The sequence below is a fragment of the Burkholderia sp. MR1-5-21 genome (genome assembly GCF_053427715.1).
In genome coordinates this window covers 24,731-39,567 of the sequence record NZ_JBSAXD010000008.1, presented here as the reverse complement: position 1 = coordinate 39,567, position 14,837 = coordinate 24,731, and the positions used below count along the sequence as shown (strand labels likewise).

Below are 14,837 nucleotides of genomic sequence, written 5' to 3'. Positions count from 1 at the left end.
GCCCAGGGCCTGTTCACGCCGATAGCGGGCCCTGATCGTCCCAGTGCACGATCTCCCACGCACCGGATGCATCGCGCCTGCGCAGCCACACGATGCCGCCATACGGCACCGGCCGCGACAACAGCGAGTCGAGCGGCATCTGCAACACCTGCGACGCAAACACGCGGATCACGCCCGCATGCGTGACCACCCATTGCGGCCCATCGGCCTGCACGATCGCGTCGACCATCTGCGCGACCCGCGCGGCAAAACGCGCGACGCTCTCGCCGCCGTGCGCGCACGCGTGCATCAGGTCCGCGGCCCACGCATCGAGCGCCGCGCGGTCGATGTCGTCCCAGCGCTGCATCTCCCATGCGCCGAAATCCATCTCCTGCCAGCGCACGTCGCGCTGCAGCGGCACGCCGAGCGCGTGCGCAAGGCGATCGGCGACCGATGCGCAGCGTGTCAGCGGGCTGCACCCGATGCGCGCCGGCAACGGCGCACGCAGCGTCGCGACACGCGCGCGCACGGCCTGCGCGCCGGCCTCCGCCGGCGCCGCGAGCGGCACGTCGCTGCGCCCGTAGCACACGCCCGCATCGACATCGACCGCCGGATGCCGGATCAGGACGACGTCCATCCGAGCACCACGAGATAGATCGTCAGTTCACCCAACTGCTGCGCGAAGCCGAGACAGTCGCCGGTGTAGCCGCCGATGCGCCGCACCAGATAGCGCGCGAGCCACGCGCGCAGCAGCACGAGCGCCGCGAGCGCGGCCACGCCCGCGCGCCAGTCCGGCCAGAGTAGCCACGGCAGGCCGAACGCCGCCGCGACGAGCGCCGCGCGCGGCCCCATTCGCTGCGCGACCGGCTTCGCCTTGCCTTCGGCGCGCACATAATCGAGCGACATCAGCAGGCTCACCGCCATCGCGCGGCTCGCGGCGTGCGCGGCGATCATCGTCCACGCAGCGCGCAGCGGCGGCAGAGCAGCTAGCGCCTGCCATTTCAGGCCGAGCGCGATCACGAGCGCGACCGCGCCGAACGTGCCGATCCGCGAGTCGTGCATGATCCGCAGCACGTCGTCGCGCGTGTAGCCGCCGCCAAATGCATCGCAGCTGTCGGCGAGTCCGTCCTCGTGGAACGCGCCGGTTGCGAGCAGCGTCGCGGCGATCGACAGGCCCGCCGCGATCGACGCCGGCAGCACGCGCAGCGCGGCGAGGTAGACGAGCGCACCCCACGCGCCGACGCATACGCCGACGAGCGGAAAGTAGCGCGCGGCCTGGTCGAGATCGCCGGACGCGTAGCCGATCGCGCGCGGCACGGGCACGCGCGTGAAATAGCCGAGCGCGACGAAGAAGTAGCGCAACTCGGCGCGCAGGCCGCGTGCGCGCTCAGGCGTCACGATTGTCGACGCCCGCGGATTCGAAGCTCGCCATCTCGGTCATGAATGCAGCCGCCGCGCGCACGAGCGGCAGCGCGAGCGCCGCGCCCGTGCCTTCGCCGAGCCGCAGGTCGAGCGCGAGCAGCGGCTTCGCGCCGAAATGCTCGAGCATGCGGCGATGCCCTGCTTCGTTCGACGTGTGCGAGAACACGCAGTAGTCGCGCACGGCCGGCGCGAGCCGCTCCGCGACGAGCAGCGCCGACGTCGCGATGAAGCCGTCGACGAGGATCGTCATCCGCTCGCTCGCCGCCGCCAGAAATGCGCCCGTCATCATCGCGATCTCGAAGCCGCCGAACGTCGCGAGCACGTCGAGCGGCGCGATCGCGTGCGAATGCCGCACGAGTGCGCGTCCGAGCACCGCGCGCTTGTGCGCGAGCCCCTGGTCGTCGAGTCCCGTGCCGCGTCCGACGCACGCGTCGATCGGCACGTCGAGCAGGCGGCTCATCAGGCAGGCGGCCGAAGACGTGTTCGCGATCCCCATCTCGCCGAAGCCGATCACGTTGGTGCCGAGCGCCGCGTGATGACGCACGCGCGCGTCGCCCGCGGCAAGCGCGGTGAGCGCCTCGTCGCGCGTCATTGCCGGCTCCTGCGCGAAGTTGCGCGTGCCACGCGCGACCGGCAGCGAGATCAGCCGGTCGGACTCGGGCAGCGGCGACGCGACGCCCGCATCGACGATCTCGAGCGTGCTCTGCGCGACCCCCGAAAACGCGTTGATCGCCGCGCCGCCGGCCAGGAAGTTCGCGACCATCTGCGCGGTCACGGCCTGCGGATACGGGCTCACGCCTTCGGCCGCGATCCCGTGGTCGCCCGCGAACACGATCGTCGCCGGACGCTGCACGAGCGGCCGCTCGGTGCACTGGATAAGGCCGAGCTGCAGCGCGAGCGGCTCGAGCTGGCCGAGGCTGCCGGGCGGCTTGGTCTTGTGGTCGATCACGTGCTGCAGGCGCGGGCGCAATGATGCGTCGAGCGGCGCGATGTCGGGCAGGAAGTCGGTCTGTTTCATCGGTAGTTCGCCTCGTTGGCGCGGCAGCGGCCGCACGTCGAAAGAAAGGAAGTCATCGCCGCTCCGGCCACGCAGGCAGCAATGCGTCGCGGCCATCCTGGCGGATCAGCACGAGCGGATAGCCGAACGCGTCGCTCGCGCGCTCGGCCGTGAGCACGTCGTGCACGGGGCCCGCCCATGCGCGGCCGCGGCCATCAAGCAGCAGCGCATGCGTCGCGAAGCGGCGCGCGAGATTCAGGTCGTGGCACGAGAACAGCACGGTGCGCTGGCCGGCGTCGAGCCACGCGGCCAGCGCGGTCAGGCAATCGATCTGGTGATGCAGGTCGAGATGGGCGAGCGGCTCGTCGAGCAGCAGCAGCGGCGCATCCTGGCACAGCGTCGCGGCCAGCGCGACGCGCTGCCGTTCGCCGCCGGACAGCGACAGCACGTCGCGATCGGCAAACGGCGCAAGGCCGAAGGTCGCGAGCGCGTCGCGCGCGGCCGCACGGTCGCCATCGCGCTCCCAGCCCCAGCCGCCGAGATACGGGAAGCGGTTGAGCAGCACCGTGTCGAACACCGTCGCGCTGAACACATCGTGCAGGTGTTGCGGCATCAGCGCGCGCCGCCGCGCGAGCCGAGCGGGCGACCACGCGGCGAGCGGCCGGCCGTCGACTTCGACGTGGCCGCCCGACGGCGCGTGCAGGCCCGCGAGCGTCGCGAGCAGCGTCGTCTTGCCCGCGCCGTTCGGCCCCGCGACGCACCAGATCTCGCCGGGCCCGAACCGCTGCGTGAAGCCGCTCAGCAACGTGCGCGCGCCGACCCGCAGCGTCAGGTCGACCGCCGCATACGAGAAACCGTTGGCGGGCAAGGATGCGGCTGCATTCATCGCGTCGGTCTCCTCAGCAACATCCACAGGAACACGGGCACGCCGATCAGCGCGGTCATCACGCCGACCGGCAATTGCGCGGGCGCGATCACCGTCCGCGCGAGCAGGTCGGCCGCCATCACGCCGCCGCCGCCCGCGAGCATCGCGGCAGGCAGCAGCATGCGCTGGTCGTTGCCGAACGCGAGACGCAACGCATGCGGGACGACGAGGCCGACGAAACCGATCGTCCCTGCGGTCGTCACCGCGGCGGCCGCGGCCAGCGATGCGGCCAGGTAGATCCGCACGCGCAGCCGCGCGACCGGCACGCCGAGCGCGAGGGCGACCGCGTCGCCGCGCAGCAGCACGTTCAGTTGCGGCGCGGCCGGCAGCGCGACGCACGCGGCGAGCGCAAGCGCGGCCCACGCAAACCATGGCGCCGCGGCGCCGTTCAGGTCGCCGGTCAACCAGAAGATGATGCCACGCAGGCTGGCATCGGGCGCGAGCGACAGCAGCAGCGTGACAAGCGCGCCCCACCCGGCCGCGATCACGACGCCGGTGAGCAGCAACCGCGGCGACGCGTCGCGCAACTCGCCGCGCCACAGCTCGCGGCGCGCGAGGCCGAGCACGAGCCCCACCGACACGAGCGCGCCGGCGAACGCCGACGCGTCGACAAGCCACCACGCGGCGCCCGCGATCATCGCGACGAGCGCGAAGCCGGCCGCGCCGCCCGACACGCCGAGCACGTACGGTTCCGCGAGCGGATTGCGCAGCAGCACCTGCAGCAGCGCGCCCGCGAGCGCGAGCAACGCACCGCACGCGAAGCCCGCGAGCGCGCGCGGCAGGCGCAGCGTGCGGACGATGTCGGCGAACAGCGCTGCGTTGCCCGACGCATCGCCGCCGCCGTGCGGAACGAGCGAGGCGAGCGCCTGCAGCGGCGACATCGGCACGCTGCCGATCGTCAGCGACGCGATGAACAGCACGGCGACCGCGGCCGCGAGCGCCGCCCAGATCGCCGCCGCGCGCGTGGCGCTCATGCGGCGCACCGTCGCGCGCAGGCCGGCGCGCCCGCCCGGCGCCTACTGCTGCTGCCAGCCGAGCGTGACATAGGCGCCGCGCCGCGGCGTGTTGTATGCGTAGGCAAGCTCGTAGTCCTTGTCGAAGAGGTTGTCGATGCGCGCGCTGACGTACCACGCTTTCGTGATGTTGTAGCGCGCGAACAGATTGACGAGCCCATATCCGCCGAGCCGCCCGCCGCCCGAGTCGTTGCGCGCGCCACTGACGAGCCACTCGCCGCCGACGCGCACGGGGCCGAACGCGCGGCTCACCGCCGCCGACGCGAACCGCCGCGCGCGCCGGTCCAGGTCCTGATTCTGCGTTTCGTCGATCGGGTTCTGCAAGGTGGCGGCAACCCGCACGTCGGTCGCGCCGACGTGCCCTTGCCACGAGCCTTCGAGCCCCTGCACCTTCGCGCGGCCGACATTCTGCGCGACATAGAAGAAGCTGTTCGCCTCGGGCCGGTAGTCGATCAGGTTCGAATAGCGCGTCTGGAACGCGGTGAGGCGCACCACACCCACCGCGTTCGACGCATATTGCAGCGCGGCCTCGACCGAATGGCTGCGCTCGGGCTGGATCGACGGATTCCCGGCGATCGGGTAATAGAGGTCGTTGAAGCTCGGCGCGCGGAACGCATCCGAATAGCTGGCGGTGATTTTCCAGCGATCGGTGAGGTCGAGACCATAGCCCAGATAGTACGAGTTCGCGCCGCCGAAATCCGAATACTGGTCGCGCCGCAGGCTCGCCTGGAACTGCTGGCGGCCGATGCGTCCCGTGTAGCCGAGCCAGCCGGAATTCACGTGGCGTTGCGGCGCCGAATACACGTTCGACATGAACTGCTGGTCGAGCCGCTCATAGCCAGCCTGGATCATGTGGTCGGGCGCGATCCGGAAATCGTTCTGCCACGTGTACTGGCGGTTGTCGGAATTGAAGTGGTCAGTGTAGACGCCGTTCAGCTCCGTCTGGCTGCGGTCGTTGCCGGTCGCGACGCTGACATGCGTGGTCCACCAGTCGAACAGCTTGCCGTTCGCGAACACGCGTGCCTGCTGCACGCGCGAGTACAGGGTGTTCAGGTCGGTCGGCACGCCGAACGCGTTGTCGTAGCTGTTGTTGCCGTTCGACTGCAAGTACGTGATGCCCGCATCCCAGCGATCGTCGAAGCGATGCCGCAGCGATGCGGTGACGCTCTCGTTCAGGTAGCCGTTCGCATTCGGGTTCGCATTCGGCTGCTTCGCCGGATCGAGCGCGGAAAAGCCGTTGTCCTTGTTGCGCGCGATCGACACGCTGAAGGTCGTCTTGCCGTCGGCGTCGAGCCGGCCCGACACGCCCGCCTGCTGCGTCTGCGTGCCGTAGCTGCCGAGGCCGACCGCGAAATTGAAACGCGGCGGATGATTGCCGCCTTCCTTCGTGAACACCTGCACGACACCGCCGATCGCGCCAGAGCCGTACAGCGACGACACGTTGCCGTTCACGACCTCGACCCGCTCGATCTGGTCGAGCGGCAACTGGCTCAGCTGCGCGGCGCCGAGGCTCGCGGAATCGACGCGCACGCCGTCGATCAGCACGAGCGATTGCGTCGATTGCGCGCCACGCAAGAACAGCGTCGCGCTCGCGCCGGGGCCGCCGTTGCGCACGATCTGCGCGCCTGGTGCGAACGCGAGCAGCGTCGGCAGGTCGGCGCCCGGATGCGCAGCGATGTCCTGCGCGTCGAACACGGTCGTTTGCGGAATCGCATCGGCGAGGGCCTGCGGCGCGCGCCGCGCGGTGACGACGACCGGCGCGAGCAGCTGCGCGCCGGTATTCTGTCCGGTCTGCGCGCCGGCAGCGGGTGTGCCAGGTATGGCGGGTACGGCCGGTGCAGCGGCATCGGCAGCAACGGTCTGGGCCGTGGCGGCGAGCGGCAGCCCGCATAGCGCGCCGAGCGCGGTGCGGGCGATTGGGGTCAGCATCGAAGACATCCTGTGAACGGCTGCGCGCCCCGCTTCCCCGCAGGCCGCGCGTCATGAAGCCCGCGCACGGGCTCCCCGCCTCGGCCGGTATCCGGGCTGGCGGCACACCGGCTCGCCTTCCCGCGCTTTCATGCGCAGTGGCCTGCGCTCGCATGCGAACCGCACACGCCGAGCGCACCCGAGCCGGCCTGCATCGTTCGATGCGGCCGCTTACCGTTGCGGGGGCAGCGCAGGTTGGCCGCTCCTGGCGGAGCCGGCGCCCTGCTTCCCGTTTAACCGCGCGTCGTACGCGCGAGCACCGAGGCGGCGCCAGTTTAGGAGCGGGCCACGGGAGCGTCAAGAAAGCGGTCGGCACGCACGCGAAACCGGCCCCTGTCTCGCCAATTCGCGGCAAGAAGCAGGGGTGTTACGACTGGAAACGTTACAGATGTCGGAATGCGCGTTATTCCGCGCTAAAATGCTGGGTCTTTAGAGGACGCAGCAGATGCTCAACGAACTCGAAACCCTATCTCAAAATATTGGCCGACTGATTGCACTGAACCAGCGCTATCACTCGGAACGGCTCGCGCTCGAAGAGCAAGTCGCGCAATTGCGCGCGGAAGCAGACACGGTGCGCGCGGAGCTCGCGCAATTGCGCGAGGAGCGCAATGCGCTCGCGGCCGAACGCGACACGCTGTCGGCAAAGATCGACGACGCCCAGGTGAAACTGAACGCGATTCTCGAGAAGCTGCCGCGCTCGAAGAGCGTGGCGGAAGCCGACAACCAGCTCGACCTGCTCGATACACAGGCGCGCGCCGATAGCGACGACGCGGCCAGCCACGGAGAACACGCATGAGCACCAAGCAGATCGAAGTCTCGATTCTCGGCCAGGCCTATCGGCTCGCCTGTTCGGCCGAGACCGAAGCGGCGCTGCTCGAGGCTGTCGCGCGTGTCGACGCGGAAATGACGAAGATCCGCTCGAACAGCTCGGTGCGCGGCACCGATCGCATCGCAGTGATGGCGGCGCTGTCGCTCGCGTCCGAACTGCTGCGACTGCAAACGAGCGTGCGTCACGGTGAAGCATTTCCGGCGGAAGAAATCCGGCGTACAATGCGCCAGATGAACGAAAAGCTCGGTGCGGTGCTCGCACAGCACGAGACGCAGTAACCTCGAATCGATGTGTCGATTCCCCTTGATCTCCGGGGTCAACGGTGGTCAAATTGGACACAACGATTCACAGTTCAGTCAGCTTCCCTGCCTGGTTCGCCAAGGTCATATATTCCTTGAACCAATGCCATGTGCACGGTTGCGGAAATTTGTAGCACGGGCGCGCGCGTCACTCTGTCTGATGTACCCGAAGTGCTGCTAACTGCGACCAATTCTGAACCCTAGGTTCAGGATGCCGGCCTAGCGGCTAAGGCGGGGGCCTATCCAACGGCACCGGGTCTCACCCGGTGCCGTTTCCTTTTCCAGGGTCTGTTTGCATACGGAACGCACATGCGAATGCCCGAAATCGCTCGCAGGGCAAGAAGTGAGGAGCGCCGTTTGGCCAAGCCAAACAAGCGACGAGCGACGCCGCCATGCGGGCGATTTCGGGCATTCCCGTGGAATGGATTTTTAAGTTTGGGGTTGCCACGAGAACGGCCGTTCTCGTGGCAACGCATGCGCGTTCCGTATGCAAACAGACCCTGACTGCCTCTTTCTGCGTCGATCACGATCCATGCAATACTGGCTGATGAAGTCCGAACCGGACGAAGCGAGCATCGACGATCTCGCGAACGCACCGCAGCGCACGCTGCCCTGGACCGGCGTGCGCAACTATCAGGCGCGCAATTTCATGCGCGACACGATGAAGCTCGGCGACGGCGTGCTGTTCTATCACTCGAGCTGCCCCGAGCCTGGCATCGCGGGCCTCGCCGAAGTGTCGTCGACACCCTACCCCGATCCCACGCAGTTCGATCCGAAGAGTCCCTATTACGATCCGAAGTCGACGCAGGAAACACCGCGCTGGCTGCTCGTCGACGTTCGCTTCGTGAAGAAGGCGTCGCTCGTGCCGCTCGCGGCGCTGCGCGAATACGACGAGCTCGCCGACATGCGCGTGCTTGCAAAAGGCAACCGGCTGTCGATCACGCCCGTCACGCGCGCCGAATGGCGCTTCATCACCGAACGGCTGATGAAGTAAGCGCGGGCGTGCAAACGTCAAATTTGGTCAGCATGCGCGTCCCGTGCGGAACTCGCCGGCGCGTCGCCCGGCCTAAGCAACCGCGACCGGCCGATCCGGCCGGCTGTCGTTTTTTCCTCGCGCGGTCCGCCCGCGTCGCGCACGCGCGATCCGCGTGCGCGCCCTCGCACAAGGAGTCCAACAATGACGAAGAAATCCGCACTCGCGCTGTCCCTGATGCTTGCCGCTGCCGTGCCCGCCGCGCTGGCGCTCGCCCCGGCCACCGCGCAGGCCCAGTCTGTCAGCCCGCACTTCCCGCAGCCGTCGGGCGTGCTGTCGCTGTCGTCGCAGGCGAGCAGCGAAGTGCCGCAGGACATCATCCATATCACGCTGTTCTATGAAGAGCAGGCGAAGGATCCGGGCAGCCTGACGTCCCAGCTGAACCAGCGCGCCGACGCCGCGCTCGCACAAGCGAAGAGCGTGTCCGGCGTGACCGCGCATACGGGCGCGTTCTCCGTCTATCCGAGCACCGATCGCGACGGCAAGATCTCCGCATGGCGCGGCCGCACGGAAGTCGTGCTCGAGTCGCGCGATTTCGCCGCGGCGTCGAAGCTCGCGGGCCAGCTGTCGAACCTGATGCAGGTTGCGAACGTCGAGTTCTCGCTTTCGCCGGAAGCGCAGCGCGCGGCCGAAGAGAAGCTGACGACCGAAGCGATCAAGTCGTTCCGCACGCGCGCGGACGAAGCCGCGAAGGCATTCGGCTACAGCAGCTATTCGATTCGCGACGTGAACGTCGGCAGCGGCCGCAACGTGCAGCCGTATCCGCGCATGATGGCGATGGCCGCGCCTGCGATGGACAGCGCGAAGATGAGCGCGCCGATCGCGGTCGAAGGCGGCAAGGCGACCGTGACGGTCACGGTCAACGGCTCGGTGCAGATGAAGTAACTGAAGCAACGCGGGCAGTCTGCACGCCAGATGCGAAAACGCCGGCCCCTGGGCCGGCGTTTTTCGTTGGTGCGTCACGCGCGCAAGCGCATCACGCGGTGGCCGCGGCCGCGCGGCGGCGATACGCCCAGATCATCAGCGCGATGCCCGCGAGGATCATCGGCAGCGACAACCACTGCCCCATCGACAGGCCGAGTGCAAGCAGGCCGAGGAAATCGTCCGGCTCGCGCGCGAACTCGACCGTGAAGCGCGCGAGGCCGTAGCCGATCAGGAACAGCGCGGACACCGCCCCCATCGGACGCGACTTGCGCGCGAAGAAGAACAGCACGAAGAACAGCGTGATGCCTTCGAGCGCAATTTCGTAGAGCTGCGAAGGATGGCGCGGCAGCATCTGGTATTGCAGGAACACGTCGTTCAGGTGCCACTTCGCGGCGAGTTCCGGATGCGCGCCAAGCCACGCCGCATCGTCGCGCGACGCGCCCGGGAACAGCATTGCCCACGGCGCGCCCGGATCGGTCACGCGGCCCCACAGTTCGCCGTTGATGAAATTGCCGAGCCGGCCCGCCGCGAGGCCCGTCGGCACCATCGGTGCCACGAAATCGGTGACCTGCAGCCAGTTGCGCTTGCGCTGCCACGCGAACAGCATCATCGCGAGCGTCACGCCGAGGAAGCCGCCGTGGAACGACATCCCGCCTTCCCACACCTTGAAGATGTCGAGCGGATGCGCGAAGTAGAAGCTCGCCTTGTAGAACAGCACATAGCCGAGCCGGCCGCCGAGCACGGTGCCAAGCACGCCGTAGAACATCATGTCGTCGATGTCCTTCGCGGTCCAGCCCTGCGCGGCGACGTGCGGCAGCTTCAGGCGGACGCGGCCGACGACGATCGCGGCAATGAAGCCGACGAGATACATGAGCCCGTACCAGCGCACGGCGAGCGGCCCGAGATGGATCGCAACGGGGTCGAAATTCGGGTGAATGATCATGGGTTAGCGGTGAAGGTTTCGAATTCGGTGCAACGGCGCGCAAACGTGGCGCGCCGCGCATTGGACGACGCCGGCGCGCCATCGTTCGCGTCATGCGCTCAGGAACGCCCGCGCACGCACGATGTCGATGAAGCCGGCCAGCACCGGGCTGACGTCGCCCGTGCGCCACACGAGGCCCGTCTCGACGACGGGCGCGCCGTCCGCGAGCGGCCGGTAGACCACGCCGGTGCGCCGCAGGTTACGCAGCGACTGCGGCACCAGTGCGACACCCATGCCGGCCGACACGAGGCTCACGATCGTCTGCATCTGGATCGCTTCCTGGCCGATGCGCGGGGTCTCCCCCGCCGCGCCGTAGCAGCCCGTAATGATGTCATAAAAGCCAGGCGCCAAACGGCGCGGGAAGATCACGAGCGGCAACGCGGCCACGTCGGCGAGCCGCAGCGGCGTGTCGTCGGGCGCGTCGGACATCGCCGCGGGCATCGCCAGCACGAGCGGCTCGCGCACGACCGGCAGGTACGACAGCTCGGCCGCATGGCGCGGCGGCACGGGCGGGATGATCAGCCCGGCATCGATGCGGCCGGCGGCGAGCTCCTCGATCTGCACGTCGCTCGTCGCCTCCGCGAGCTGCAGCCGCACCTGCGGATAGCGCGCGCCGAACGCACGCAGCAGCGACGGCAGCAATCCGTAGTCGGCGGTCGACACGAACGCGAGCGCGAGCGAGCCCGTCTCGCCGCGCGCGAGGCTCTGCGCACGCGGCGGCAGCGCATCGGCCGCCTCGAGCAGCTTGCGCACGTCCGGCAGCAGCGCCACGCCGACCGCCGTCAGCGCGACCGAGCGCTTGGTGCGCACGAACAGCGCCACGCCGAGCTGCTCCTCGAGCGCGCGGATCGCCTGCGACAGCGGCGGCTGCGTCATCGACAGGCGCGTCGCCGCGCGGCCGAAATGGCGCTCTTCGGCAACGGTCACGAAATAGCGCCACTGGCGCAGATCAGGGGTCAGCTCAGGCATCAGTCATATGAAAATCGACCTAATAGGCGATGAATAATATATTGGACACACTCAGAGGGAAATCGCATCCTAGCCTCATCCGAGCCGATGCACCGCCCCGGATGCACGCGCCGACATCACCCACGCAAGGATGGAGTCCCCATGTCATACAACCGCCGCTCGAAGAACGTCACGCAAGGCGTGGCGCGTTCGCCGAATCGCTCGATGTATTACGCGCTCGGCTACCGGAAGGAAGATTTCGACAAGCCGATGATCGGCATCGCCAACGGCCATTCGACGATCACGCCGTGCAACGCGGGCCTGCAGCGCCTGTCGGATGCGGCGGTCGCGGCCGTGAAGGCTGCCGACGCGAACCCGCAGATCTTCGGCACGCCGACCATTTCGGACGGCATGTCGATGGGCACCGAGGGGATGAAGTACTCGCTCGTGTCGCGCGAAGTGATCGCCGACTGCATCGAGACCTGCGTGCAGGGCCAGTGGATGGACGGCGTGGTCGTCGTCGGCGGCTGCGACAAGAACATGCCCGGCGGCATGATCGCGCTCGCGCGCCTGAACGTGCCGGGCATCTACGTGTACGGCGGCACGATCCGCCCCGGCAACTGGAAGGGCCGCGACCTGACGATCGTGTCGTCGTTCGAGGCGGTCGGCGAGTTCACCGCGGGCCGGATGTCGCAGGAGGATTTCGAAGGGGTCGAGCAGAACGCATGCCCGACGACCGGCTCGTGCGGCGGCATGTACACCGCGAACACGATGAGCTCGTCGTTCGAGGCGCTCGGCATGTCGCTGCTGTATTCGTCGACGATGGCGAACCCGGACGAGGAAAAGGTTGACTCCGCGGCCGAATCGGCCCGCGTGCTCGTCGAAGCGGTCAAGAAGGACCTGAAGCCGCGCGACATCATCACGAAGGAATCGATCGAGAACGCGGTGTCGCTGATCATGGCGACGGGCGGCTCGACCAACGCGGTGCTGCACTACCTCGCGATCGCGCACGCGGCCGAGGTCGACTGGACGATCGACGACTTCGAGCGCATCCGCAAGCGCGTGCCGGTGATCTGCGACCTGAAACCGTCGGGCCAGTACGTCGCGACGGACCTGCACCGGGCGGGCGGCATTCCGCAGGTGCTGAAGATCCTGCTCGATGCGGGCCTGTTGCACGGCGGCTGCATCACGATCACGGGCCGCACGCTCGGCGACGAGCTGAAAGACGTGCCGAGCGTGCCGCGCGCGGACCAGAAGGTGATCTACCCGATCGACCAGGCGCTGTACAAGGAAGGCCACCTCGCGATCCTGAAGGGCAACCTCGCTGAAGACGGCGCGGTCGCGAAGATCACCGGCCTGAAGAACCCGGTCATCACCGGCCCCGCGCGGGTGTTCGACGACGAGCAGAGCGCGATGGAAGCGATCCTCGGCGACAGGATCCATGCGGGCGACGTGCTCGTGCTGCGCTATCTCGGCCCGCAGGGCGGCCCGGGGATGCCGGAAATGCTCGCGCCGACGTCGGCGATCATCGGCAAGGGGCTCGGCGAATCGGTCGGCTTCATCACCGATGGCCGCTTCTCGGGCGGCACCTGGGGCATGGTGGTCGGCCACGTCGCGCCGGAAGCGTACGTCGGCGGCACGATCGCGCTCGTGCAGGAAGGCGACTCGATCACGATCGACGCGCACCGGCTGATGCTGCAGTTGAACGTCGACGACGCTGAACTGGCGCGTCGTCGCGCCGCGTGGAAGCAGCCGGCGCCGCGCTACACGCGCGGCGTGCTCGCGAAGTTCGCGGCGCTCGCGCGCCCGGCGAACCAGGGCGCCGTCACCGGCTGACATCGGGCGGACCATGATGCGGCCCTCAATCCGGCCGCACGCCAGGGGAGCGCAAAAACGTGCGCTCCCTTTGCTTTTATAATGCGCGAACGTCAAGCCGGCTGTGCCGCCGGCGGAGAACCGCATGAAACAGACGATATTGTGCGCAACGATCCTGACCCTGCTGATCGGCAGCGCGGCCGCGCACGCCGAGCAGACCGACGGCCTGACGCTCGCGCAGCGCAAGAACTGCATGGCCTGCCACGCGGTGAGCAAGCCGTTGATGGGGCCGTCTTTCCATGACATCGCCGACAAATACGCAGCGCGCGGCGACGCCGGCGATTACCTCGCACAGACGATCGTGAAAGGCAGTGTCGGGGTGTGGGGCAGCGTGCCGATGCCCGCGAATACGCAACTGACGGGTGCCGAAGCGCACGCGCTCGCGCACTGGGTGCTGTCGCTGAAATGAAACCGGCAGGCTGCCGCCCGCGGGCTGCAGCCGCACCGTGCAGCCGTTCCGGGCCATCAAGGCCCGACCGGATCGCGCGCCCGGTTCAGCCCGAATGTCCCGTGCGGCGGCGCGCGATCTCGTCGTCGACCGCATCCCGCACCCACTCCATCACTTCGGTTTCAAGCGCGAGCGCCACTTCGCGCGTGATCTGGCTGACGAGCCACGCGGAGTGGTCGAGCAGCGCGTCGCGACAGCGTGCCTCGATCGCTTCGCGCCCTTCCCCGGTCAGGTAATTCGTCAGACGGTTGCGCAGCCGCTCGGCGATGTGCTGCGCGTCTTCGGGCGTGAGCGTGACGGGCGTGGTGGCGATGGTTTCCGGGGCTGCCGGCGCCGCAGGCGTGTCAATGACCGGCTCGGCGGCGGCACGCGACGCGGCAAGCGTGTCGACGACCGGCTCGGTGGCGGCGGCACGCGACGCGGCAACCTCACCGGCCGGCGGCCATTCGACCGCAGGCACGTGAGGCGTCGGCACCGGTTCGACGATCACCGTGTCGGGGTCGGCATCGATTTCGGTTGGCGCAGCAGGTTCGGCAGCCGTGACGGGCGACGTTCCCGCTGCGTCCTGCCCCGGCTTGCCCGGCGCGATCACGTCGGTCAGCACCGGAATGGCTGCATCGTCATGCGGCACGTCGGCCGAGGCCGAGGCCGCGGGCGCGCGTGCCGCCGCCGGCTTGCCCGGCACCAGCACGTCGGTCAGCGTCGGAATCGAGGATGATTCGGTTTGCCCCACGTGGATACTCCGTCGACGGGTGCGACTAGCCGCCCTGCTTGTAATTATTGAGCGCGTAGCCGCGATCGCGATAGAAGCGGTAGCGCTCGCGCCCCGCGGTCAGTTCGGCCGGCTCGTTGCCGACCACCTCGAGCAGCCGCTCGAAGCGTGCGAATTGCGCCGGCACCGCCGCGCCGAGATTCAGCAGCACGTGGTGATGCGGCGCACGGTCGAGGTCGGCCGCGAGCACGATCGGCGTATCGGCCGCGTGCGCGCTGTCGACCCCGCAATGCGGAATGAAATCGAGCGGCGAGAACGTCCAGAGCCGCTCGTCAAGCGCGCGCAGGCGCGCGGGCTCCGCGAGCACGACGACCGGCTGCCCGGCCTGGTAGGCCTTGCGCAGCAGCCGGCACGCGTAGGCGAGCGAATCGCCGACGTTCGAATGGAAATCGATCCGCGTCATCGCCCGCTCGCCCGCAACGT

16 protein-coding genes, 1 other RNA gene and 1 riboswitch are annotated in these 14,837 nt (G+C 68.6%); of the genes, 7 read left to right on the top strand and 10 right to left on the bottom strand.

The genetic code is table 11. From position 1 onward, the window contains the following. Positions 1-13: 13 nt before the first annotated feature. Genes cobC through ACV229_RS13110 form a run of 6 tightly spaced genes read right to left on the bottom strand, consistent with a single transcriptional unit; the run spans position 14 to position 6,265 of the window. Positions 14-616 carry an alpha-ribazole phosphatase gene (gene cobC, locus ACV229_RS13135; protein ID WP_448083557.1) on the bottom strand — a complete coding sequence of 201 codons (603 nt, stop codon included), beginning with the start codon at positions 614-616 and terminating at the stop codon, positions 14-16. Further along, the gene (locus ACV229_RS13130) at positions 601-1,377 is read right to left on the bottom strand and encodes an adenosylcobinamide-GDP ribazoletransferase (protein ID WP_448083556.1); all 777 of its coding nucleotides are present in this window, start codon (positions 1,375-1,377) and stop codon (positions 601-603) included. Before ACV229_RS13130 ends, cobC begins: the two co-directional genes overlap by 16 nt. Next, complete coding sequence (gene cobT, locus ACV229_RS13125) at positions 1,367-2,419, bottom strand: nicotinate-nucleotide--dimethylbenzimidazole phosphoribosyltransferase (protein ID WP_448083555.1); 1,053 nt, start codon at positions 2,417-2,419, stop codon at positions 1,367-1,369. Before cobT ends, ACV229_RS13130 begins: the two co-directional genes overlap by 11 nt. A 52-nt stretch (positions 2,420-2,471) precedes the next feature. Beyond that, complete coding sequence (locus ACV229_RS13120) at positions 2,472-3,284, bottom strand: ABC transporter ATP-binding protein (RefSeq protein WP_448083554.1); 813 nt, start codon at positions 3,282-3,284, stop codon at positions 2,472-2,474. Next, on the bottom strand, positions 3,281-4,297 hold the full coding sequence (locus ACV229_RS13115) for a FecCD family ABC transporter permease (RefSeq protein WP_448083553.1): 1,017 nt from the start codon (positions 4,295-4,297) through the stop codon (positions 3,281-3,283). Before ACV229_RS13115 ends, ACV229_RS13120 begins: the two co-directional genes overlap by 4 nt. A 42-nt stretch (positions 4,298-4,339) precedes the next feature. Continuing rightward, a complete protein-coding gene (locus ACV229_RS13110; RefSeq protein ID WP_448083552.1) occupies positions 4,340-6,265 on the bottom strand; it encodes a TonB-dependent receptor domain-containing protein in 1,926 nt (641 codons plus the stop codon). A gap of 65 nt (positions 6,266-6,330) precedes the next feature. Next, positions 6,331-6,583, bottom strand: a riboswitch (cobalamin riboswitch). Between the two features lie 166 nt (positions 6,584-6,749). On the opposite strand from ACV229_RS13110, the gene ACV229_RS13105 reads away from it, so the two are divergent. The 5 genes from ACV229_RS13105 (at position 6,750) to ACV229_RS13085 (ending at position 9,350) form a co-directional block, all read left to right on the top strand. After that, positions 6,750-7,100, top strand: a complete 351-nt coding sequence (locus tag ACV229_RS13105) for an ATPase (RefSeq protein ID WP_448083551.1) — start codon at positions 6,750-6,752, stop codon at positions 7,098-7,100. Beyond that, positions 7,097-7,411, top strand: a complete 315-nt coding sequence (locus ACV229_RS13100) for a cell division protein ZapA (RefSeq protein WP_448083550.1) — start codon at positions 7,097-7,099, stop codon at positions 7,409-7,411. Before ACV229_RS13105 ends, ACV229_RS13100 begins: the two co-directional genes overlap by 4 nt. An 81-nt stretch (positions 7,412-7,492) precedes the next feature. Beyond that, positions 7,493-7,674: non-coding RNA, 6S RNA (ssrS, locus tag ACV229_RS13095), on the top strand. Between the two features lie 290 nt (positions 7,675-7,964). After that, positions 7,965-8,426, top strand: coding sequence for an EVE domain-containing protein (locus ACV229_RS13090; RefSeq protein ID WP_448083549.1), 462 nt, complete (start codon positions 7,965-7,967; stop codon positions 8,424-8,426). A 183-nt stretch (positions 8,427-8,609) separates the two neighbouring features. Then, the gene (locus tag ACV229_RS13085; RefSeq protein WP_448083548.1) at positions 8,610-9,350 is read left to right on the top strand and encodes an SIMPL domain-containing protein; all 741 of its coding nucleotides are present in this window, start codon (positions 8,610-8,612) and stop codon (positions 9,348-9,350) included. 91 nt (positions 9,351-9,441) lie between these two features. On the opposite strand, the gene lgt is transcribed toward ACV229_RS13085, so the two are convergent. Together lgt and ACV229_RS13075 are read right to left on the bottom strand one after the other, a co-directional pair. Further along, positions 9,442-10,332, bottom strand: coding sequence for a prolipoprotein diacylglyceryl transferase (gene lgt / locus ACV229_RS13080; RefSeq protein ID WP_448083547.1), 891 nt, complete (start codon positions 10,330-10,332; stop codon positions 9,442-9,444). A gap of 90 nt (positions 10,333-10,422) precedes the next feature. After that, the gene (locus tag ACV229_RS13075; protein WP_448083546.1) at positions 10,423-11,340 is read right to left on the bottom strand and encodes a LysR substrate-binding domain-containing protein; all 918 of its coding nucleotides are present in this window, start codon (positions 11,338-11,340) and stop codon (positions 10,423-10,425) included. A 141-nt stretch (positions 11,341-11,481) separates the two neighbouring features. Between ACV229_RS13075 and ilvD the strand changes: the two genes are divergently transcribed. Both ilvD and ACV229_RS13065 read left to right on the top strand, forming a co-directional pair. Then, positions 11,482-13,155, top strand: a complete 1,674-nt coding sequence (ilvD, locus tag ACV229_RS13070) for a dihydroxy-acid dehydratase (protein ID WP_448083545.1) — start codon at positions 11,482-11,484, stop codon at positions 13,153-13,155. A gap of 124 nt (positions 13,156-13,279) precedes the next feature. Then, the gene (locus ACV229_RS13065) at positions 13,280-13,603 is read left to right on the top strand and encodes a c-type cytochrome (RefSeq protein ID WP_448083544.1); all 324 of its coding nucleotides are present in this window, start codon (positions 13,280-13,282) and stop codon (positions 13,601-13,603) included. A gap of 85 nt (positions 13,604-13,688) precedes the next feature. Here the strand turns inward: ACV229_RS13065 and ACV229_RS13060 are convergent, their stop codons facing one another. Beyond that, entirely contained in the window at positions 13,689-14,375 is a 687-nt protein-coding gene (locus ACV229_RS13060) for a DUF2486 family protein (RefSeq protein ID WP_448083543.1), read from the bottom strand. A gap of 25 nt (positions 14,376-14,400) precedes the next feature. Beyond that, entirely contained in the window at positions 14,401-14,817 is a 417-nt protein-coding gene (locus ACV229_RS13055; RefSeq protein WP_448083542.1) for a DNA polymerase III subunit chi, read from the bottom strand. Between the last annotated feature and the right edge of the window lie 20 nt (positions 14,818-14,837).